Source organism: Nocardia sp. NPDC052566 (genome assembly GCF_044547285.1).
Taxonomy (GTDB): domain Bacteria; phylum Actinomycetota; class Actinomycetes; order Mycobacteriales; family Mycobacteriaceae; genus Nocardia.
Genome location: NZ_JBIUAF010000004.1, coordinates 1041682 through 1061688, shown reverse-complemented (window position 1 = coordinate 1061688; position 20007 = coordinate 1041682). Strand labels below are relative to the sequence as shown.

Annotated in this window: 22 protein-coding genes; 13 read left to right on the top strand and 9 right to left on the bottom strand. The window is 68.7% G+C overall.

Annotation, left to right across the window (positions count from 1 at the left end):
* Window positions 1-9 precede the first annotated feature (9 nt).
* The 6 genes from ACIG5A_RS24810 (at window position 10) to ACIG5A_RS24785 (ending at window position 5805) form a co-directional block, all read left to right on the top strand.
* Window positions 10-1710: an aldehyde dehydrogenase family protein gene (locus ACIG5A_RS24810; RefSeq protein WP_397243840.1), complete on the top strand. Its 1701-nt coding sequence runs from the start codon at window positions 10-12 to the stop codon at window positions 1708-1710.
* A 69-nt stretch (window positions 1711-1779) separates the two neighbouring features.
* On the top strand, window positions 1780-2907 hold the full coding sequence (locus ACIG5A_RS24805; RefSeq protein WP_397243838.1) for a septum formation family protein: 1128 nt from the start codon (window positions 1780-1782) through the stop codon (window positions 2905-2907).
* 4 nt (window positions 2908-2911) lie between these two features.
* Window positions 2912-3262 (top strand): metallopeptidase family protein, encoded by a 351-nt coding sequence (locus ACIG5A_RS24800; RefSeq protein WP_397243836.1) that lies wholly within the window; start codon window positions 2912-2914, stop codon window positions 3260-3262.
* A 181-nt stretch (window positions 3263-3443) separates the two neighbouring features.
* Window positions 3444-3764, top strand: coding sequence for a PE family protein (locus tag ACIG5A_RS24795; RefSeq protein ID WP_397243834.1), 321 nt, complete (start codon window positions 3444-3446; stop codon window positions 3762-3764).
* A 35-nt stretch (window positions 3765-3799) separates the two neighbouring features.
* Entirely contained in the window at window positions 3800-4978 is a 1179-nt protein-coding gene (locus tag ACIG5A_RS24790; protein WP_397243832.1) for a PPE domain-containing protein, read from the top strand.
* Window positions 4975-5805, top strand: coding sequence for an ESX secretion-associated protein EspG (locus ACIG5A_RS24785; protein ID WP_397243830.1), 831 nt, complete (start codon window positions 4975-4977; stop codon window positions 5803-5805). Before ACIG5A_RS24790 ends, ACIG5A_RS24785 begins: the two co-directional genes overlap by 4 nt.
* Before the next feature lie 260 nt (window positions 5806-6065).
* Here ACIG5A_RS24785 and ACIG5A_RS24780 read toward each other — a convergent pair whose 3' ends face one another.
* The 3 genes from ACIG5A_RS24780 to ACIG5A_RS24770 all read right to left on the bottom strand — a co-directional run bounded on the left by ACIG5A_RS24780 (window position 6066) and on the right by ACIG5A_RS24770 (window position 8244).
* Window positions 6066-6728, bottom strand: a complete 663-nt coding sequence (locus tag ACIG5A_RS24780; RefSeq protein WP_397243828.1) for a histidine phosphatase family protein — start codon at window positions 6726-6728, stop codon at window positions 6066-6068.
* 14 nt (window positions 6729-6742) lie between these two features.
* Window positions 6743-7657 carry a prephenate dehydratase gene (gene pheA / locus ACIG5A_RS24775; protein ID WP_397243826.1) on the bottom strand — a complete coding sequence of 305 codons (915 nt, stop codon included), beginning with the start codon at window positions 7655-7657 and terminating at the stop codon, window positions 6743-6745.
* Window positions 7658-7923: 266 nt separating this feature from the next.
* Window positions 7924-8244 (bottom strand): hypothetical protein, encoded by a 321-nt coding sequence (locus tag ACIG5A_RS24770; RefSeq protein ID WP_397243824.1) that lies wholly within the window; start codon window positions 8242-8244, stop codon window positions 7924-7926.
* A gap of 779 nt (window positions 8245-9023) precedes the next feature.
* On the opposite strand from ACIG5A_RS24770, the gene ACIG5A_RS24765 reads away from it, so the two are divergent.
* On the top strand, window positions 9024-9785 hold the full coding sequence (locus tag ACIG5A_RS24765; protein ID WP_397243822.1) for a DUF2470 domain-containing protein: 762 nt from the start codon (window positions 9024-9026) through the stop codon (window positions 9783-9785).
* Between the two features lie 141 nt (window positions 9786-9926).
* On the opposite strand, the gene ACIG5A_RS24760 is transcribed toward ACIG5A_RS24765, so the two are convergent.
* Window positions 9927-10106 carry a hypothetical protein gene (locus ACIG5A_RS24760; RefSeq protein WP_397243820.1) on the bottom strand — a complete coding sequence of 60 codons (180 nt, stop codon included), beginning with the start codon at window positions 10104-10106 and terminating at the stop codon, window positions 9927-9929.
* 186 nt (window positions 10107-10292) lie between these two features.
* On the opposite strand from ACIG5A_RS24760, the gene ACIG5A_RS24755 reads away from it, so the two are divergent.
* The 4 genes from ACIG5A_RS24755 to ACIG5A_RS24740 all read left to right on the top strand — a co-directional run bounded on the left by ACIG5A_RS24755 (window position 10293) and on the right by ACIG5A_RS24740 (window position 14076).
* On the top strand, window positions 10293-11078 hold the full coding sequence (locus ACIG5A_RS24755; RefSeq protein WP_397243818.1) for a CPBP family intramembrane glutamic endopeptidase: 786 nt from the start codon (window positions 10293-10295) through the stop codon (window positions 11076-11078).
* A 415-nt stretch (window positions 11079-11493) separates the two neighbouring features.
* Window positions 11494-12897 (top strand): LCP family protein, encoded by a 1404-nt coding sequence (locus ACIG5A_RS24750; RefSeq protein WP_397243817.1) that lies wholly within the window; start codon window positions 11494-11496, stop codon window positions 12895-12897.
* Between the two features lie 10 nt (window positions 12898-12907).
* Complete coding sequence (locus ACIG5A_RS24745) at window positions 12908-13456, top strand: ferritin (RefSeq protein WP_397243816.1); 549 nt, start codon at window positions 12908-12910, stop codon at window positions 13454-13456.
* Between the two features lie 71 nt (window positions 13457-13527).
* Entirely contained in the window at window positions 13528-14076 is a 549-nt protein-coding gene (locus ACIG5A_RS24740; protein WP_397243815.1) for a ferritin, read from the top strand.
* 131 nt (window positions 14077-14207) lie between these two features.
* Here the strand turns inward: ACIG5A_RS24740 and ACIG5A_RS24735 are convergent, their stop codons facing one another.
* Together ACIG5A_RS24735 and ACIG5A_RS24730 are read right to left on the bottom strand one after the other, a co-directional pair.
* Window positions 14208-15128 (bottom strand): DUF5926 family protein, encoded by a 921-nt coding sequence (locus ACIG5A_RS24735; protein ID WP_397243814.1) that lies wholly within the window; start codon window positions 15126-15128, stop codon window positions 14208-14210.
* A 76-nt stretch (window positions 15129-15204) separates the two neighbouring features.
* Window positions 15205-15492, bottom strand: coding sequence for a hypothetical protein (locus tag ACIG5A_RS24730; RefSeq protein ID WP_397243813.1), 288 nt, complete (start codon window positions 15490-15492; stop codon window positions 15205-15207).
* Window positions 15493-15635: 143 nt separating this feature from the next.
* Here ACIG5A_RS24730 and ACIG5A_RS24725 point away from each other — a divergent pair, with 143 nt between their 5' ends.
* Window positions 15636-16523, top strand: a complete 888-nt coding sequence (locus ACIG5A_RS24725; protein ID WP_397243812.1) for an LLM class flavin-dependent oxidoreductase — start codon at window positions 15636-15638, stop codon at window positions 16521-16523.
* 19 nt (window positions 16524-16542) lie between these two features.
* Here the strand turns inward: ACIG5A_RS24725 and ACIG5A_RS24720 are convergent, their stop codons facing one another.
* The 3 genes from ACIG5A_RS24720 to ACIG5A_RS24710 all read right to left on the bottom strand — a co-directional run bounded on the left by ACIG5A_RS24720 (window position 16543) and on the right by ACIG5A_RS24710 (window position 18871).
* Complete coding sequence (locus ACIG5A_RS24720; protein ID WP_397243811.1) at window positions 16543-17397, bottom strand: glycerophosphodiester phosphodiesterase; 855 nt, start codon at window positions 17395-17397, stop codon at window positions 16543-16545.
* A complete protein-coding gene (locus ACIG5A_RS24715; RefSeq protein ID WP_397243810.1) occupies window positions 17384-18415 on the bottom strand; it encodes a DUF4328 domain-containing protein in 1032 nt (343 codons plus the stop codon). The genes ACIG5A_RS24720 and ACIG5A_RS24715 overlap by 14 nt, the downstream gene beginning before the upstream one ends.
* A gap of 96 nt (window positions 18416-18511) precedes the next feature.
* Window positions 18512-18871, bottom strand: coding sequence for a rhodanese-like domain-containing protein (locus tag ACIG5A_RS24710; RefSeq protein WP_397243808.1), 360 nt, complete (start codon window positions 18869-18871; stop codon window positions 18512-18514).
* A gap of 516 nt (window positions 18872-19387) precedes the next feature.
* Between ACIG5A_RS24710 and ACIG5A_RS24705 the strand changes: the two genes are divergently transcribed.
* On the top strand, window positions 19388-19999 hold the full coding sequence (locus ACIG5A_RS24705) for a hypothetical protein (RefSeq protein ID WP_397243806.1): 612 nt from the start codon (window positions 19388-19390) through the stop codon (window positions 19997-19999).
* Window positions 20000-20007 lie beyond the last annotated feature (8 nt).

The window sequence follows — 20007 nt, the reverse complement described above, 5'->3', positions numbered from 1 at the left end:
AGTTGGTTGGTGGGAACGACTTTCGACGAATCAGCCATTGATGACGCACTGTCCGAGCTGGCCGCGGGCGAGAAGGTGTGGGCGCAGACCCCGCTGCGCGGGCGTCGCGAACTGCTCGACGACATCCACGCGCGCACCGCGCGCTACGCCGAGGATTGGGTGGCGGCCGCCCGCATCGTGAAGCGGCTCGACGCGGACTCGCCGCTGGTCGGCGAGGAGTGGATGTCGGGACCGCTGACCATCCTGCAGGCCACCGCCGCGCTGTCGGCCACGCTGACGGCGCTGGAAGAGGGGCGGAGCCCGCTCGACGGCGTCGCACTCGCCGAGGCGCCGGGCGAGCGCGTCGCGGTGCCGATCCTTCCGCTCGACATCTACGACAAGCTGCTGCTGAGCGGTTTCCACGGCGAGGTGTGGCTGCGTCAGGGCGTCGACGCCGATACCGCGCGCCGCCGCGCCGGACTCGCGCAACGGGAGCCCGCCGCCACCGGCGGTATCGGCGCGGTGCTCGGTGCGGGCAACATCATGTCCATCCCACCGCTGGACGTCCTCTACGAGCTGTACGCGCACAACCGGGTGGTCGCGCTGAAGCTGAACCCGATCACCGATCCGATGTTCACCGTGTTCGAGATGGTCTTCGCGCCGCTCATCGAGCTCGGCGTGCTGCGGATCGTGCTCGGCGGCGCCGATGTCGGCGGCTATCTGGTCGGCCACCCCTCGGTCGCGCACGTGCACATGACCGGAAGCGCGAACACCCACGACGCGATCGTCTGGGGTGTCGGCGAGGAGGCGGCGCGGCGCAGGGCCGATCAGCAGCCACGGTTGGACAAGCCGATCAGCAGCGAGCTCGGCGGCGTCTCGCCGACCATCGTCGTGCCCGGCGAATGGTCCGACGCCGATCTGCGCTATCAGGCCGAACACGTGGCGACCCAGCGGCTGCACAACGGCGGCTACAACTGCATCGCCGCGCAGGCCGTCGTGCTCAGCGCGAGCTGGCCGCTCAAGGACAAGTTCCTGGCCGAGCTGCGCGACGCGATCGCGCGGGCGCCGGAGCGGCCCGCCTACTACCCGGGCAGCGATACCCGCGTCGAGAGCGCGCTCGCGGCCTACCCGGACGCCGAACGCCTCGGCGGCGGCCGGGTGCTGGTGGACGAACTGCCGCACACCGGAACGCCTTTGCTGCGCACCGAATACTTCTCCCCCGTGCTCGGCGTCGTCGAACTGCCGTACGCGGGCGGTGAATTCCTGCAGCGCGCGGTCGATTTCGCGAACGACGAACTCGCGGGCACCCTCGGCGCCAACGTGCTCGCCGATCCGGCGACCATCCGCAAGCTCGGCATCGCCTTCGACCGGGCGATCGAGCGGCTGCGCTACGGCGCCGTCGCGGTGAACGCGTGGACCGGGCTCGCGTTCCTGACCCCGCGCGCGTCGTGGGGCGCGTTCCCCGGCCACACCCTCGACGATGTGCAGAGCGGAATCGGCGTGGTGCACAACGCTTTCCTGCTCGACGACGTGGAACGCACGGTGGTGACCGGACCGTTCCGGCCCGCGCCGCGCTCGGTGGTGCGCGGCGAGCTCGCGCTCTCGCCGAAGCCGCCGTGGTTCGTCACCAACACCACCGCCGGGGTGACCGGGCGCAAGCTCGCCGAGTTCTACGCCGACACCAATCCCGCACGGCTGCCGAGCCTGTTCCTGTCCGCGATGCGCGGCTGACCGGGGAACGAGCGGAGAATACGGGCAGGTCATGGCACGGTGCCGAAGACACTGCCATGATGGATCGCGATGTCCTCCGATCATGTGCCCCAGCCCCCGCCGCACCGCACGCCCGGTAAGCCCTCGCGTGCCGCCGCGGCCCGCCGGTCGGTGTTGTCCGCACGCGACGCGATCATGAGCGGCAATCTGCACCTGTCCGCGCCGACATTGCGCTGGGGTCTGCTGCTGGTGGCCGCGGGCGCGGTGATCGCGGCGATGGTCACCCTGTTCGTCACCGGTTTCGACAACGAGGCGGGCCTGGAGGCACATACGCCGGGATTCGCCGGTTCGACCGTGGTGGACAAGCAGTTCGGCACCGCCGATCGCGGCGACTGCCTGACCTGGTCGAAGGCGGACCGCACCGACCTGACGAAGGTCGCCTGCTCGGAGAAGCACCTGTTCGAGGTGGCCGCCGACATCGATATGAGCAAGTACCCCGGCGTCGAATTCGGGCCCGGCTCACGGTTCCCCGATTCGCTGCGGCTCACCGAACTGAAAGAGGAGCACTGCGTGCCCGCGGTGCAGGACTACCTCGGCGGCCGGTTCGATCCGCGCGGGCGCTACATCGTCAACGTCATGTATCCGAGCCAGGAGGGCTGGAAGCACGGCGACCGGAAGCTGCGCTGCGGCGTGCAGCTCGGCGGCAGCACCGGAACGCCGCGGGTGGCCAACGGCAGCGCGCTCGATCCCGACCAGTCGAAGGTGTATCCGCCCGGCACCTGCCTCGGCATCAACCAGAACCTGCCGACCGATCCGGTGGACTGCGCGCAGCCGCATGCGCTGGAGATCGTCTCCACCGTCGATCTCGGCCCGCGCTTCCCCGGCGGTCCGCCCGCGAAGGAGGAGCAGGACAAGTTCGTGCAGGAGCAGTGCGCCAACGCCGCCACCGACTATCTCGGCTCACCCGACGCGGTGCGCAACAAGACGCTGACGCTGTTCTTCGACTTCATCGATGCGCGCGGCTGGCTGGCCGGTAGCCGCAAGCTCGACTGCATGATCGGCAAGGGCACCGACCGCGAGGGTTTCGCGCCGATCACCGGCTCGGCCCGCGGCGACATCCTGATCAACGGCCAGGCGCCGGTGCCGCCGCCGAACTCGGGCCGCTCGACGCCGACCCCGCTGCCCGGCGCCGCGCCGCTGCCGCCGCAGCCGCGGTAGCCCGATGGCGGTATTCATGTCCGCCGACCGGTTCGAGGAACTGGTCGGCGATGCGCTCGACCTGATCCCATCGGAGCTGGCCCGCGCCATCGACAACGTGGTGGTGCTGATCGAACCTCGCAATCCGGATGATCCACACCTGCTCGGCCTCTACCACGGGATCGCGCTGACCGAACGGGACAGCCACTACGGCGGCGCGCTGCCCGATACGGTGACCATCTATCGCGACACCATCCTCGAAATCTGTTCCGACGAAGAGGAAGTGGTGCACGAGGTCGCGGTGACCGTGATCCACGAGATAGCGCACTACTTCGGGATTGACGAAGAGCGACTGCATCAGCTGGGATGGGGCTAGTCTTAGCCAAGCTGATCGCGAGCGTACGCATATGGGTGGGTGGGCTCGCGTTCGCGGAACGACCTGGAAAGAAAACTTTGGGGATTCGATGGAACCGATTGCCTGGCTCTCGCGTCCTATCACTCGAAGGGGGAATTCTCGTGGTTCCGCCCAATAGCCGCCACTAGAAGGAGTTCGAGACATGGTTCACGTACTGGTCTCACCCGAAGCCATGCTCGCGGCCGCCGCCGAGCTCGATCTACTCGCCGACCGACTGGCGGGCGTCGCCGCGCTCGCCGGACCCGCCACCCATGTCGGCCCCTCCGGGCTCGACGAGGTCTCACTGCTCGCCGCACAGCATTTCAACAAGGCGGCGATCACACACGATCAGTCCGTCGCTCAGGGTGTGCTCGAGCTGCATCACGCCGCCGCCACCCTGCGCATCCAGCTCGCGCAGTACCTGGCTCAGGATGTCGCGCGGGCAGGCGCTATCACCGCGGTCGGCGGAGCGCTCGGCGTCTAGGGCGCGCCGAGTATCGAACTGAAGGGGAGAACAAGATGACCGCAGGAATCACCGGGGTGTTCTGGCTGCCCCGTCTGGCAGAGTTCAATTCGGCCGCACTCAACGCGGGCGCACACGCCATTCCCATCTCCGCCGCCGCCACCTCGTGGGGCACGCTCACCGGCGCGTGGGTGGACGCCACCGCGACGGTGACCAGGGTGATGGCCGAACTGGGGATCGGCCTCGAGGGCGTCAACGGCGTCGCGGCGCTGTCCCGCCTCACCGGCTTCACCAGCTGGGCCGGCCAGCAGGTCGCCATGGCGGCCGCCATGGGCTCGAAGGCCGCGGCCAACGCGACCGCCTACACCGTTGCCTCGCTGGCCATGCCGAGCCTGCCCGAGATCGCGGCGGCCGATACCGCGCGCGTCGCGGCGTACTCCACCGGCGGCGTGCTCAACGGCACCGCCGAGGCGGCCGAGGCGGCGAAGGCCGCACTCGATCTGCGCGCCGCGCTGACCATGGAAACCTACGAGGCCGCCACCACCGCCACCGTGGTGACGCCCGGTGAATTCTTCACCCCGCCGCCGATCGCCAACGGCGCAGGCTCGGCCAACTCGAGCCAGGCGGCGGAACAGGCCGCGCAGAACACCAGTGGTGATCCGGTGCAGGCCGCGATCGCCGGCGCAACCGCCTTCGTGCAGAATCCGGCCGTGGTCAGTGCCGCGACCCAGGTCGCCAATGTCGTGGGGTCGCTCGCCACCAGCGGCGTGAGCACCGTGGGCAGCCTCGGCGCCAACGCGCTCGCGGCCGCGACCAGCGTCGGCGCACCCTCGCTCGGCGGTGCGCCCGCGGCGGCGATGCCGATGATCGGCGGCCTCGGTGCCGGTGCCGCCGCGGCGGCGACCAGCTCCGCGTCGCTCACCAAGTCGGGCGCCTCGGTCAGCCTCGGCAACGGTTCGCTCAAGCTGCCCGACGGCTGGGGTGCGGGTGCGCCCAACAACGCCATCGGCGCGACGCCGGACAGCGATCCCGTCACGATCACCCGCATCGACCCAGCGGCCCGCTCGGCGACCACGCCGGCCAGCCCGCTGCTCGGCAACCAGGTCCGCGACGACGAGGACGACGAGTCGCTGCACAACACCCCGGACTACCTGCGGTCCACCGACCACTTCGACGATGGCCGCTTCGCCACCGACGGGGTCATCGGCGCGGATGCGGCCGGGATGTCTAGGTGACGGTGCTCGGCGCGGGCCGCGGCCCGTCGTTACTCGCCGGGGTGGTGTTGTCGCTCGACGAGATGCAGTTTCTTTTGGAGAAGCTGGAATTCGACGAGCTGCCCACCGTGCTCGACGCACGGGGACGCTACGACAACGTGACCGCCCACGGCGAGGCGATGGCCGCGGCCGCACAGTCACTCATCGATCGGGAACTCCTGACCGATGACGTGGTGCACCCCGAACTCGAGGATCGGCTGCGGGCGCTGTACCGCCCGCACTGGGTGGTCGCGCTGCGGCTGATCGTCGAGGGGCAGGTCAGCCGGATGTGCCTGGCCAAGGGCGACGATGTCGTCACGGTCGCTCTGCGCGGCCCGCAGTCCTATGTCATCGACGAGGTCGAGGACGATCTGCCCGGCCCGCTGATCGCGGCACTCGGCCCGGCCGAACCGCTCGAGGTCACCGGCATGAACGCGCCGACCGAACAGCTCGTGCCGATCTTCGACGACGCGGGCGATGCCGCGGCCACCGCCGCACGCCTCGCCAAGGTCGGCAACCCACCGCGCGACGCCCAGGTGCTCGCCTCGGCGATGGTGCACTGCCACTCGCACGCCGAGATCATCGGCGTGATCTACGGCGACGGCACCCGCGACACCACCGACACCCACATCGCCGTATTCAACACGCGCAACGGCAGATTCATCGCCACCGCGAGCATCGCCGACGACGGCACCAAATGGACGTCGTTCAGCAGTGGCACCCCCGCCCGCCTCCGCACCGCGATCCAAGACCTGATCACCACCCTGCCCGAACGAGAAGAGTTCCCGCGCAAGCCGGAAACAACCTGACCGGGGTTATGCGGGGAAGAACCATTCGTCGAGCATGTGGTCGAGGATGATTCCGTTGTCGAAGCGCACTCGGTAACCGGAAACGACCTGACCGTCGCGGAGCCCGCGGTGGACGCAACGCCGAGGGCGGCGGACTTCGAGGCGTTGGGCGCGATCGGATGCCGAGCAGTCCACACCTCTTATCGCAGCCGCACACCCGGTACAGAGGGTGTGGAGTTGGCAGAAAGGGTGTGGCGCAATACAACTCGGCCGGCTGATCGCTAGCCCATGGGGTCGTCGGCGGTGGGGGACGCCTGGTAGGCGAAGGGTGGGGTGTAGTGGCCCCAGCGGAGGCAGTCCCAGCCGCCGTCGGGGCGCGGGACGAGCTCGATGGTCTCGGTGTTGTCCAGATGGTTGTTGGTCGCGAACTGGAGGGGGACGCCGGTCAGCACCCGGGAGACCAAACGCATTGCGGCACCGTGGATTACCAGCAGCACCTCGCCGGTGCTGCCCGGTGTCAGATAGGTGGTGCGTAGTCGGTCGATGACGGGCAGATAGCGGGCGAGCACGTCGTAGCCCGCCTCCCCGCCAGGCGCGCGATCCCACAGGTCACCGGCGTGCCAGGCACGGTAGACGCGCTGGAAGGTCGCGTGCGCCTCAGCGCCCGTCTGCCCCTCCAGGTCGCCGACCTGCACCTCGTGCACCCCGTCGAGTACCTCGGCGGTGACGCCGGTCGCCGCCTCGATGTAGCCCGCGGTCTGTCTGGCGCGCAGCGCGGCCGAGCAGAACAGCGCGCGCGGCGTCTCGCTCAGGTTCGCCCCGAACGTCTTCGCCTGTGCCGCACCACGTTCGGTGAGCGGCAGCCCCGGCACCCTGGTGTCGAGCATCTTGGCGACATTGCCTTCGGTCTCGCCGTGCCGGATCAGAATCAGCTTGCCGGTCACGACCGCACCTCCACTCACAGATCAGCCACCCCCTTGCGCAGCTGGGTCAACCACTCCGCGGCCGCCTCGTCCGAGGGCGGCGGCGTCCCGGTGGCCGAGGTCGCGGGCCACGACCCGAGGAAACGGATGCGCGCGGTGCGATACAGCGCCTTGAGCGCCTCGGCGACCGCCGCGTCATCGATATGCCCGACGCAGTCCAGATAGAAGCGGTAGGTACCGAAACCCGTTCGGGTGGGCCGGGATTCGATCCGCGTCAGATCGATGCCCCTGGTGGCGAATTCGGCGAAGGCGCGCATCAGCGAACCCGGCTCGTTCGACAGCTCTAGCACGATCGAGGTCCGATCGGCGCCGGTCGCGGGCGGCGCCGTGCAGGGCCGGGTGACCAATACGAAGCGGGTAATCGCGTCGGCATGGTCGGCGACACCGGAGGCAAGCGCGACCAGCCCGAGCCGTTCACCGGCCAGCGCGGTCGAGACGGCGGCATCGGCCTTACCGGCCGCGACATCCTCGGCGGCCGCGGCATTCGAGGCCGAGGTGAAGAACTGCGCGTCCGGCAGCGTGTCCGCGACCCACATGCGCACCTGCGCGCCCGCCACCGGGTAGGCGGCCAGCGACCTGATGTCGGCGAGCGTGGTGCCCGGCCTGGCCAGGATCGTAAAGCTCACCTCGAGCTCGGTCTCCGCGATGATCTGCAGGCGCGGCCCGACCGCCAGCGAGTCCAGCGTCGCCGAGATCGAACCCTCGACCGAGCTCTCGATCGGCACCACCGCGCCGTCGACGTCGCCGGAGCGGATCAGCTCCAGCGCGGCCCCCTGGCTGGGAGCGGCGACCCGCTCGACCGACCCGTCGAAGACCGCCGTCGATTCCAGTTGAGCGAGGGCCATCTCGGTGAAGGTTCCCGACGGCCCGAAGTAGGCGATACGCGGCACCCTTACGACATTACTTGCGTCCCGAGGGGAAGCTTCGCCGATCCGGCTATCTCCCCGCGCCCCACCCACACCGCACCGCGCGTTCGCCGACGCACTATCGCGCGTCGCTCGTGCGGCTCACGCTGTGCGTCGATCGCGGACACAGCGGCGCACTGGGCGCTACGCCAGCAATCCAACTCACCGCGCGTTCGCCGACATACAATCACCCCTCACTCGAGCAAGGCACCGTGGCGCACCGCTCGGACGCGGCACCGTCGTGCACTACGTCAGTGATTCGCTCGCTGGGTGGTGTCCAGAACGGCGAGTGCCCGCGTGACGTCTTCGGTCGCATCGGTTTCCACCGCGAGCAAGACACCGCGCGCCGCTTCGATAGCGGGCGGTTTCAGCGCGGTCAGAAAAGCGAGATCGGGATTCCGCAACGCCTGATGAATATCCTCGCCACACAGCGCGGCCACCGTCGCCGCGACAATGCCGAGCGCACGCTCCCCGTCGGACGTACGCGCCACGAACCCACCGTCACTGTGCGCGGCTTCCGCCAGAAAATCCGCGACCTCCGCATCCGGCACATCCCCGTCGAGCACCCGCACATCCGCATCGCCCGTACCGACCGCCCGCACCAACCCCGCCGCCAAACTCCGCCGCGCCGGCGCCGTCAACGACACCAACACCGGCTCCGATCCACTCCCATCCGCCATCCCCCCACCGTATCCCCGCCCCCATCCACCCATAACGACCAGACCAGTGATCACACACCCGATGCGACAACCACCTCGCCCATGCCCGAGCCCCCCACACGATCACTGAACGGCATCAACAACCCTGCCACCCGTGCGCGAAGCAAACCCGCAAGTCACCGCCGCGACCACGCACAAAGTTGAGAGCCTCGGCGAGGCCACGAGTCGCTGCGCGGCAACTGCCGCACTCCGCCGCGCGACCCCGAGGCGCCGGGCTGTCGCCAAACAGCATTACCCCCGGCCGCCACGCGAGGCGGACCAAAGGCAGGGCGTCCGTACCGACGGCGCTCGATGACCGCAGAACCTCGAGTCGCCTTGTGCCGACGCTGCTTCCCCGTATGCAAAGGGTGTTCACGTCCCCGATGCGGTCGACCAGCGATGCGAGGGTGGCTTCGGTACGCAGCTATCCGGGCGGGGCTGTCTATCGTCGGCGCGATGCGCCGGTTGACCGCAAACATGCTGTGGCCACGGCTTTATCCACTGGTGGGAGCAATTCGGGCCGACGCGAATGGTGAGGCGGCGCAGGCGGGAACGCTGCGAGCGCTTGCGCATGTTGGCCGCGTCACTTAGCTTAGGTTTACCTAATCTTTCGCCGAGCTACGCGAGGCACTCCCACCCAAACGGAGGTTTGTATGCCGAACGCGAACGTCGCACCGTCCAGCGCCGAGCGGGTACGCAGTGCGTGTGCCCACGCGGAGCAGGCGGTGCTGGCCATGCCCGGCATCGACCCGACGCCGACCTCGGTGCATCACCTGCGCGGCTGCGGCGATGCCGTGATCGCGGTGCCGACGGCGTCGATGGCCGCGGTGCTCGCGGGGAATTCGCCCGACGCGGGCGCGCCCGCGGTACTCGAGCTGACCGATCACGCACCGCTGCGGCTGCGCGAACCGGTACGCGCACTGGTCTGGCTGCGCGGCTGGGTGCGCGCGGTGCCGACCGACGCGCAGCGCGCGCTGGCCACCGAGGTGGCCAAGGAGAATCCGGATCCGAGCCTGCTCGATGTCGGCCACGGCGCGACGCTGCTGCGGCTGGTGATCAACTCCGCGGTGCTCGCCGATGCCACCGGCGCCGAGTCGGTCTGCGTCGACGAGCTGCGGCACGCGCGGCCGGATCCGTTCTGCGACATGGAATCCGCGTGGCTGCAGCACCTGACCGCCGATCACGGCGACGTGATCGCCCAGCTCGCCCGCCACCTGCCCGCCGGCCTCCAGCACGGCATCGTGCACCCGCTCGCCATCGACCGCTACGGCGTCACCCTGCGCGTCGAGAGCCACGACGGCGACCACGATTTCCGCCTCCCCTTCAGCGCACCCGCCGACGACATCGAATCCCTCAGCCGCGCCGTCCGCACCCTCGCGGGCTGCCCCTTCCTCAACGGCCTGCGCCGCATCTGATCCCCCTACCCACCAAGCGGACCGCGTCCACCGGGCGATTCGCACCGCAGCGGAGTCCAGCAGCCCCCGCGGACCGCATCCACCGAACGATCCTCACCACAGCGGGGCCTTCGTCGCCGCGGTCCGCACCGAGGCGTTCGCTCATCCGGTACAGCCGATGACCGCGGGCCACCGCAGCCGGTTGGCGGCCTTGATCATGGCGGCCGCCACCGTCGACAGGTCCAGCAGGTTGGTTCCGCCGCCGCCGCGAGCTGTGACCGCGTCACGATCGCCCCAGCGCCCCTTACAGATCCGGCTCAGCGACCAGAGCAGGCAAATCAAGCGAGGAAAAGCGCGGCGCGTCGAAAACGATAAGCCCCGCCAGCGCCTGCATCGCGACGATACGAAAAGTTCGCGGCCGAAAGGCAGTCGAACGGCGGGCGCCTCAGCCCGAGTGGATCCGGCGCAACAGGGCGCGCCGTGGTTGCGGGAGATGCCGGGGTGGGGTGCGGGCAATAGATTCGGGGGATGCGTGTCGAATCCGATGGGACCGGGGCCGGGCTGAGCGAGCGGGAGCGGCTGGCGATCCGGATCGAGATCGCGGTCGTGCTGGTGGTGACGTTCGGGCTCAGCGGGTTCAGCGCGGCGCTGTCGCTGCTGGAGAGCGCGCTGGCGCCGGGCGGCATCGGCGGGCGGACAGTAGCGCTGAATTCGACGCGGTCGGCGCAGTCGATCATCGATCTGCTGTTCCAGCTGGTGGGGGTGGCGCGGCTGGCCGGATGGGCGGCGCTCGGCCTGTACCTGTTGTGGCGCAGCGGGATCGGGCCGCGAATGATCGGCCTGGCGCGCATGCGGTTGCGGCCGGACGTGCTGCACGGGTTGGTGCTGGCGGCGATCATCGGGCTGCCAGGGCTCGGACTGTATCTGATCGCGCACGCGCTCGGCGCCAGCGTGACGATCGTGCCGAGCTCGCTCGGCGATCACTGGTGGCGGCTGCCCGTGCTGATTCTTTCCGCGTGCGCGAACTCCGTGGCCGAGGAGGTGATCGTGGTCGCGTTCCTGATCACCCGGCTGCGCAAGCTCGGCTGGTCGGAGAATTCCTCGCTGCTCGCCTCGGCGCTGCTGCGCGGCAGCTACCACCTCTATCAGGGCCTCGGCGGCGGCCTCGGCAACCTCGTCATGGGCGTGATCTTCGGCCGCTACTGGCAGCGCACGAATCGACTGTGGCCACTGGTGATCGCCCACGCCACCATCGACGCGGTCGCCTACATCGGCTACACCCTGCTGCGCGGCCACGTCTCCTGGCTGCCATAAACGCAACCCGATACCGCGGCCGAGCGGCACAACGTCCATGCCCGACGCGAGCGGAAGCTTCCCCGACCTGCCGATGGCTGCGGGACACAGCGTGCAGGCACTCGAGATCGGCGTCCCGCCGGACCGGTCAGCGGCCGAGTGCCCGCTCGCACAGGTGCTATTCGACAGATGGCGCCGTGATCGCGCATTCGGCAGCGGTGGGTGCGCGTGGAACAGGGTGTGCGGAAAGCGGATTCGCGTTGCTGCCCGATCACGTTTCGGGGCAGCCGATAACGCCGGTGCGGTGCGTCGTGATTCCATACCGGGTGCGATCGGGCGGCGAAGAACTTGCTCGACACGCACCACACTCCGGCGGACCGGTAACGGATCGTCGCAGGACAACCCAATCAACTCGCAGATAAGTAGAGTCTCAAGGATGAACGGCGACGACCCGGACGCGCGGGCGCGCCGGGTGCCGCCGCGGCAGGGCGGCAGCGGCGAACCCGGTCAGTACCGTCCACGCCCCGCGCAGGGCAGGCCCGGCGGGCAACCGCCGCGGCCCGGTGGCCCGCCGCCACGTCGCGGTGCGCCACCGCCCTCCAGCGAGCATCCGCCGTATGACCCGACCCGGACCTACGACCTGCGACAGCCGGGATCGCAGGCGCCGCCGCACAACTCCCCGCCACCACGCAATCCCCCACCGCCGCTGATCAAGCGGCCGACGCACGCGCCGCGACAGGAACCGGTCCCCTACCGCGAAGAGCCGCCGCGCACCCACGCCCCGACGCAGCAACCGGTGCCGTATCACGAAGAGCCGCCACGCCGGGGCGCACCGCCACCGCCGCCCTCCCTCCCCCCGAAACGCGGTCAACGCCCGCCGCGCGGCGAACGCCCGCGCCGCAAACGCCATCCGTTCCGCTGGTTCCTCGCCCTGCTGCTCATCCTCGTGCTCACCGCGATCGGCGGCCTGATCAAACTGGATTCCTCGCTGAACCGGATCGACGCGCTCGCCGGTTACAAGGGCAGGGTCGGCGATACGCCGGGCACCAACTGGCTGCTCGTCGGCTCGGACGGCCGAGCCGGGCTGACTCCCGAGCAGGAGCAAGAGTTGGCGACCGGCGGCGATGCCGGTCCGGAGCGCACCGACACCATCATGCTCGTGCACGTCCCGAAGTCGGGCGCGACGACGCTCGTCAGCCTGCCGCGCGATTCGTACGTGAGCATTCCCGGCCACGGCAAGGACAAGCTGAACGCCGCCTTCGCTTTCGGCGGCCCGCAGTTGCTCGTACAGACCGTGGAGATCGCCACCGGCTTGCGCATCGATCACTACGCGCAGATCGGCTTCGCCGGATTCGCCGGCGTGGTCGACGCGCTCGGCGGCATCGAATTGTGCCTGGACGCACCGATCAACGACCCGCTGGCCGGCATCAACCTGCCCGCGGGCTGCCAGAAGCTGAGCGGTCCCGAGGCACTCGGCTTCGTCAGAACGCGCGCGACGCCGAACGCCGACCTGGACCGGGTCAAGAACCAGCGCATGTTCATGTCGGCCCTGCTGAAGAAGATGACCCAGGCGGGCACACTGCTCAATCCGTTCCGGCTGTGGCCGGTGGCCAGCGATACCGCCAAATCGCTGAAGGTCGATGAGGGCGACCACATCTGGAATCTCGGTAGCCTCGGCTGGGCGCTGCGCGGCGATCCGGTGGCCACCACGGTGCCGATCGGCGGTTTCACCGATACCGACAGCGGCAATGTGGTGCTGTGGGACAAGGACAAGGCGAGCCGCTTTTTCGAGTTCCTCGCGAAGGATCAACCCATCCCGGAGGATCTGCTGACGCGGTAACGTCGAGCACATGCCCGACACCGATCTCGCTCAGCCCTTTCCGGATCTGTTGCGCATCCAGATCCGACGTGGGTTCACCGCCGCCCAGCAGTATCTCGCCGCCGCCGTGTACTTCGACGCGAATCGCTTGCCGCAGTTGGCAAGACACACCTACGCCAGTTCGCTCGACAATCGCGCGCACGCGCTGCGCATGGTGCAGTACCTGCTCGACCGCGATCTCGAGGTACAGGTCGGCGGCCTCGACGAGGTCGTACCGACCTTCGAATCCCCGCGCGCCGCAATAGATTTCCTGCTGCAGGGCGAGCGCGCCCGCACCGAGCAGATCGGCGCACTCGCCAGGGCGGCCCGCGAATCCGGCGACTATCTGGGCGAGCGATTCATCCAGTGGTTCCTCGAGGAGCAGGTGGACGACGTCGCCGCGATGAAGACGCTGCTGACCGTGATCGACCGCGCCGAGGGCGACCTGTTCGACGTCGAAGCATTCATCGCGCGCGAGCTGCGGACGCCGCCCCGCACCGATAACGCGGCGCCGAAAATGGCCGGGGCACACCGTAATTAATTAGGCAATACTAGCCTCAATAAGGTTGCACTTGGATGACACGCGCGCTGACCAGCGCTAATGTCACCCCTATGTCCAGCCATCCGGAGACCCCACACAGCAAATTCCACAGCCTGCTCCACGACCAGATCAGGCATGAATTCAACGCCGAGCACCAATACATCGCGATCGCGGTGTGGTTCGACAATGCTGATCTGCCGCAGCTGGCCAAGCGTTTCTATCAGCAGGCGGTCGAAGAGCGTAACCACGCGATGATGATCGTTCAGTACTTCCTCGATCGGGATATCAGCGTCGACTTCACCGGTGTCGACAGCCCGAAGTCCCAGTTCAAGGAGGTGCGCGAACCCATCGCGCTGGCACTGGCGCAGGAGAAGACCGTCACCGACCAGATCATCCAGCTCGCGAGCACGGCCCGCGAGGAGGGCGACTACCTCGGCGAACAGTTCATGCAGTGGTTCCTGAAGGAGCAGGTCGAGGAGGTCGCCAATATGACGACGCTCGCCACCATCGCCGATCGCGCAGGTAAGAATCTGTTCGATCTGGAGGATTTCATCGCCCGCGAAATGGGCGGCCCGAGTGATGCTTCCGGCGCACCGTCCGCCGCTGGTGGAGCGATCTGAAACAATTCCTTCTCACGAAAACAGGTCCGGCTCGTCACGAGCCGGACCTGTTTCTTACATTCGCAATAGTGCGTGGAAATTCCACGGATAATTGTTCCGGGAATTCCGTAGCTCAGTCGATCGAACCGAACTCAGCGCAGCGTGACCTGACGCGACCGCAGACCATCGCGCGAGCGACGCTCATCGGCCGTCAGCGGCGCGTCCGAGGCCAGCGCCTCGGCCAGCCGCGCGCCGAATTCCTCAGCGTGCGCGGTCCATTCGGTGGCGTGCAGTTCGGGATCCAGATCGAACACCGGCACGAGCAGCCCGTGCGTGCGGAACGAGCCGGCGAACCGGGAGCCCTCGCCGAGGTGCAATCCGCCCGCGGCATGCAGCCGGGCGAGCGCCAGCATCAGATCGTCCTCGGATTCCGGCCGCACCCAGCGCACGTGCGCCTTGTCGCCCGCGTCGACCCACCAGGCCGCGCCGACCGCGTCGGGGCTCAGCGCGAGTCGCGCCGACGGCATGATCGCCTGCTTGGCCTGTTCGATGGTGGCGGCCACCTGTGCGTCGGGCTGCACGCCCTCCGGCACCCACCAGTCGAAGTCCTGGTGCACGGTGAGCTCGAGGTCGGCGCCGGGATCGATGACATCGGCCAGGCGCGGCCCGCCCTCGACCGCGTCGGCGGCATTGAGCGATTCACCGGGCTCGGCCGACTGCGTCCACAGGATCGACGTGGCGAGATCGGCTCCCGCGTCGGCGCCCTGGAACTGCGTCTGCACACCGACGTAGCCGACCGGCTCATCGCCGGCGCGCACCAGCGCGGCGACCGCACCGGGAAGCACCGTGGCCAGCACGACATCGCGTTCGGCCGCGACGCCGGGGGCCAGCTTCAGCGTCGCGGTCGCGGACGGTACGAACTCCCGCAGCGCGACGAGATCGCATTCGGCCGCCATGCCCTCGAACGGACGCGTCACGGCCTGCGCGGCCTGCTCCTGCGCCGCCCGCCGCTCGGCGAGACGCTGGGCCCGGTTCCCGCCGGGCTTCGGACTATTCCGCTTGCTTTTACCCACGACGCGCGAGCGTAGCAGGAACAGTCCATTTTCCCCGCTTTGACCTGCAAATTTGCGTGTCCCGTTCCCTGCGAACCTACTTGCGGTCGCCGCCGTCGAGCGAGTCCAGCATCAGCAAGATCATGACAAAAATACTGATTGCCCCGAGCGTTGCCGCCACCGGGCCGAGCGGCGATCCCCATCCGAATATCGCAATTACGACGATGCAAGCGATGAGCAGGACTGTGCACAGGCTGAACCAGACGGCGATGATGTTGCGGTCCGAGGGATCGCTGTGCCTCGCGAACTGATGCATTGCCGCGACTATCCCGACCACGGCTCCGGCAATGCCGACTACGGACGCAGCGACTTCGAGCCCGCTCACCCTGTCAGTATGACCAACGCCAGTGCCGCCCGGGCCGAGAAGCGAGAAGCGGTGCCGGCCTGTCGGTCAACGGCTTTCGCCCGCCGGGCATACGGTACCGGGGTTAGGTCACAGCAAGGCCAGGCGGCTGGCATGATCGCGGTGTGAACTTACGATTCGGTATTCAGTTGGCGCCAACGGTGACCGAGCTGCCGCAGCTCCGCGCGATGGCCAAGGAGGCGGACCGGGAAGGCCTCGACCTGCTCGGCATCCAGGATCATCCGTACGCGGGCGGGCTGGCGGATACCTTCGCGGTGATCGCCACGGTGCTGGCGGAAACCGAACGGCTGCGGGTGTTTCCGGATGTGGCCAGCCTGCCGCTGCGCGGGCCCGCGATGCTCGGCAAGCAGGCCGCGACCCTGGATCTGCTGAGCGGCGGGCGATTCGACCTCGCCCTGGGCGCCGGCGCGTTCTGGCCCGCGATCGGCGCCATGGGCGGCCCGGTGCGGTCGAATCCCGAAGCGCTGCAGGCGCTCGAAGAGGCCACCGAGATCATCCGGGCCATGTGGCTGCCAGGGACGAAGGCGAAAGTCCATGGCACGCACTACACGGTGCACGGCGTGCAATCCGGACCCGCACCCGTGCATCCGGTCGGGATCTGGTTCGGCAGCGTCGGCCCCAAGGCCAACGCGCTCACCGGGCGGATAGCCGACGGGTGGGCCGCGCCCATCCCGCACTACCTGCCGTACGAGAAATGGCAAGCGACACAGGACATCATCTCCGCGGCCGCGATCGACGCGGGACGCAAGCCGGCCGACATCACCCGGATGGCACAGCTCGTCGGAACGATCACCGAGACTCCGGGACCGGTGACCCTGCGCGGCGAGGAACCGATCCGCACCGACGCCGCGGGCTGGGCCCGCGTCCTGGCCGATCTCGCCATGGAGACCGGCTTCGACACCTTCGTGTACTGGCCGGAACATGCCGAGGAAACCCAGCTGCGCCGCTGGATCGGTGACGTCGTGCCCGCCACTCGCGCCCTGTGCGCCTGACCATTTCAGGCACACGCCGTCAGGCGGCCAGCAGCGCCTTGGTGCGGCCGGGATGGTTGGTGGCGATCCAGCTGACGCCGAGGTCAGCGCACAGGCGCACGTCATCGGGGTCGTCGACGGTCCAGCAGTAGGTCGCGCGGCCCGCCGCGGCCGCCTTGTCGACGAGTTCCGGGTGGTCGCGCAGGGTTTTCACCGAGGGGCCGACGGCGGTGGCCCCGACCGTAGTGGCGGCGCCACCGCCGAGGTAGCGCGAGGATTCACCGAGCAGCACCGTCGGCAGCAGCGGCGCCGCACGGCGGATCCGCCACATCGCGGTGGCCGCGAACGACATGACAACGGCGCGTGAGTGATCGGCGGAGGCGGGGGTCGCGATGCCGAACCGCTGCAGTTCGGCGAGCAGCTTGTTCTCCACCAGCGCGCCGTAGCGGACGGGATGTTTGGTCTCGATGAAAAGCTTGGTCGGCCTGCTGCGCCAGTCGAGCACCAGCGTGATCAGCTCGCTGAGGGTGAGCACCTCGGCGGGTGCGCCGTCGGCGCCGAAGTCGAATGCCTTGAGCTCGTCCAGTGTCAGCTCGCTGACCAGGCCGGTGCCGGAGGAGGTCCGGTCGATGGTGCGGTCGTGCACGCAGACCAGGTGCCCGTCGCGGGTCAGCCGGACATCGCATTCGACTCCGTCCGCGCCCTCCTCCAGCGCGAGTTCGTAGGCGGCGAGCGTGTGCTCCGGACGCGCCGCCGACGCGCCCCGGTGCGCGACGACGAACGGTGCGCGACTGCCCTGGCTCACGACTGCGCCTCGCTGGCGCTCGGCTCCGTCGTGCGCCAAGACGCCCTGTGCCTTCGGTTCACTCGCTGACGCTCGCTCACTTGGCCACAACCTCCTCGTGTTCACGGTCTTGCGCGTCAGTGTCCGCCGCGATGCGCGGCGCCGCGACACCAGCACCCGGCTGGACCGGCTCGATCACTGGCACCGCGGGATCGACGGCGATCACCCACCGGCGCGCGATCCTGCTGCGACCGAACAGATCACGGCCCTCGACCGCGCGCATCATCCACAGCGTCAGCACGGCGAGCGCCGCCGCGACCAGGTCGGCGAACGCGGTGAATGCCACGCCGTCCGCCTTGGCCTGCAGCGAATCCGCGAGCTTCCACAGCAGCGCCGCCGTGGCGATCGCGCCGCCGAATACCCAGCCGAGCCACCAGAGGCGGATCACTCGCAGCACCCGTGGGTCTTCGCGGTCCGCGACGGCCTCGGTGAGAAAGACGCCGGGCCACAACAGATTCACCACCGGGATCACGCAGCCGAGCGTCAGCGACCAGACGGGCCGCGGATCGGTGCGTCCCTGGCGGCGATAGGCGGCGCGGCGCATCTCGATCAGCCAGCCGAGCGCGGCGACCGCGGTGAGCAGCGCGAGCACCAGCGCGAGCATCGAGGACACCACGACCAGTGCGTCGGACACCCACAGCACCGCGGGATGGACCAGCCGGGTGCGGTTGTACAGCAGGATCGCGTAGCGCAGCAGTTCGCCGACCGCGGCGAGGGTGAAGATGCCCGCGGTCGCGATCAGCAAGCGGGTCGTCCAGCGGACGAAGGCGCCGAGCGGATTGGGCGGCAGTCCGACGGCGGGCGCGGGCGGCGGATCGAGCAGACCCCAGCGCGGCACCTGCGCATAACGCGGTGTGGGTGTCGCGGCCGTTTGCCTACCGCCGTGCGTGCGGCGGCCGCGCTGATCGGGGCGCCTGGCCACCCAGCGATAGTTGCGCCGTTCGGCGGGCGCATCGATGGGCGCGGGCGAGAGCAGCACGCCGTGGCAGCGTGGGCACCAGTGCAGCGGCGTCGCCTGCACGGCCCAGCGCGCGCCGCAGCGCGCGCAAGGTTGCACCACCGTACTCACTGTGTCTCCTTTGCGGCATTCGCGGGCCCTCCGTGGTTACGCAAGCTGCCGCCTCCGGGCCTGACGCTCATGCCGCACCCCACCTCAGCTCTTTCGTCAGTAGATCTTGGCCGGGTGGTCGCCGTCGGCGACGAGCGGACGACCGGCCTGCTGCCATGCCACCATGCCGCCGCTGACGTTGACCGCGTCGAAACCGATATGCGTCAGGTACTTGACCACTTCGAAGGAGCGGCCGCCCTGTCGGCAGACCACGTAGAGCTGGGCGTCGTAATCCAGTTCGGCCACACGGGCGGGCACGTCGACCATCGGGATGTGGATCGCGCCCGGCGCGTGCCCGAGCTGCCATTCGTCGTCCTCGCGCACGTCGAGCAGCAGCGCCGAGGCGCCGGGTTCGGCGGTGTCGAATTCGGCGGGCACGGCATCCACCGGCACGCTGGAGACTTCGGAGCTCGTCACGACTTCGATCCTGCCATGGGTGCCGCGCGGCCGGGGAGTAGCGGGGGCCGCGGGAGCACGGGCAACGGTCCCTGACCTCGGGTATGTTCCATGCCCAACGATCCTGTCCGGCACCCCGCTCCGACCCCGCATCTACCCACCCGGATCGTAGTTATCCACATAATCCACAACTTGATCCACAGGCCACAGCTATCGAACAGCGGACAAACCACAGACTCTAGCTATAAAGCAAACCATTGGCGAACCACTGCTGGCTGGCGCATACGTCGCGAGATACGGGCAATTCGGCGACATCAGCTGACTTTCAGCGAACTGCGCGTCGCGAGCGACCGATCCGAGACTCCCCTCCTAGCCAATCCCGGAGCGGTCATTCGCCTCCGACCTCGGAACTCTGTGCGCACAAAGCCCGATATGTACTTGGACGGCGCCGGAGCCGGATCGGTTCCATTAAAACGAGAACACTAGCGAAAATATGAAATACCGGGTTCCCGCAGCACCTGTCGGTAGCCTTGCGCTATGAACGTGAGCAGGGGGCTACTCGACGGCATGGACACCACCGGACTCAACACGGCGCTGTCCGAGGCGGCATGTCTCGGACTCGAGGTCGACACCGCGGCGCGCGAGTTGCGCCTCGACCTGGAAGTACTGACTTTGCCGGAGAACGGTCCGGCACCCGAGGACCATCGCGTCCGGATGACTATCACCGGCGTCAGCCGGGTCGCCGCGTCGCTGCGCATCCAGAAGTGGGACGACGTGGAAGCCCGCGTCCTGCCGCTGGAACTGGAGGGCCTCGGCGAGGCGATCGCCAGCTTCGGCGGCGGCAGGCTGCACGGCTGGGAATTCATCGACATCGACGACAGCGGCTGGTCGCACTGGAGCGAGTTGCTCAGCTTCGACACGCTGGTCGACGGGCACGTCTCCGCGCACGTGCTGGAGTTCTCCCAGGAGGAGGGCGTCGATCCGCGCGAACTCGATGTCCGGGTGTGGTTCGACAACATGACCATTCAGGACGCGAGCGGCAAGTCGATCCCGCTCGCCGAATTCGTCGCCGACGGTGCGCGCTGGTGGAAGGCGCACGACGAGGGCGATCCGCGGACCTTCCGGCACGGGATCGTGCCGCAGCTCTAGATGTCGAG

Coding starts and splice junctions, on each gene's coding strand:
- ACIG5A_RS24800 (WP_397243836.1), top strand. CDS start 2,912: ATGGCGGTATTCATGTCCGCCGACCGGTTCGAGGAACTGGTCGGCGAT.
- ACIG5A_RS24740 (WP_397243815.1), top strand. CDS start 13,528: ATGTCCAGCCATCCGGAGACCCCACACAGCAAATTCCACAGCCTGCTC.
- ACIG5A_RS24745 (WP_397243816.1), top strand. CDS start 12,908: ATGCCCGACACCGATCTCGCTCAGCCCTTTCCGGATCTGTTGCGCATC.
- ACIG5A_RS24765 (WP_397243822.1), top strand. CDS start 9,024: ATGCCGAACGCGAACGTCGCACCGTCCAGCGCCGAGCGGGTACGCAGT.
- ACIG5A_RS24755 (WP_397243818.1), top strand. CDS start 10,293: ATGCGTGTCGAATCCGATGGGACCGGGGCCGGGCTGAGCGAGCGGGAG.
- ACIG5A_RS24795 (WP_397243834.1), top strand. CDS start 3,444: ATGGTTCACGTACTGGTCTCACCCGAAGCCATGCTCGCGGCCGCCGCC.
- ACIG5A_RS24805 (WP_397243838.1), top strand. CDS start 1,780: ATGTCCTCCGATCATGTGCCCCAGCCCCCGCCGCACCGCACGCCCGGT.
- ACIG5A_RS24750 (WP_397243817.1), top strand. CDS start 11,494: ATGAACGGCGACGACCCGGACGCGCGGGCGCGCCGGGTGCCGCCGCGG.
- ACIG5A_RS24790 (WP_397243832.1), top strand. CDS start 3,800: ATGACCGCAGGAATCACCGGGGTGTTCTGGCTGCCCCGTCTGGCAGAG.
- ACIG5A_RS24705 (WP_397243806.1), top strand. CDS start 19,388: ATGAACGTGAGCAGGGGGCTACTCGACGGCATGGACACCACCGGACTC.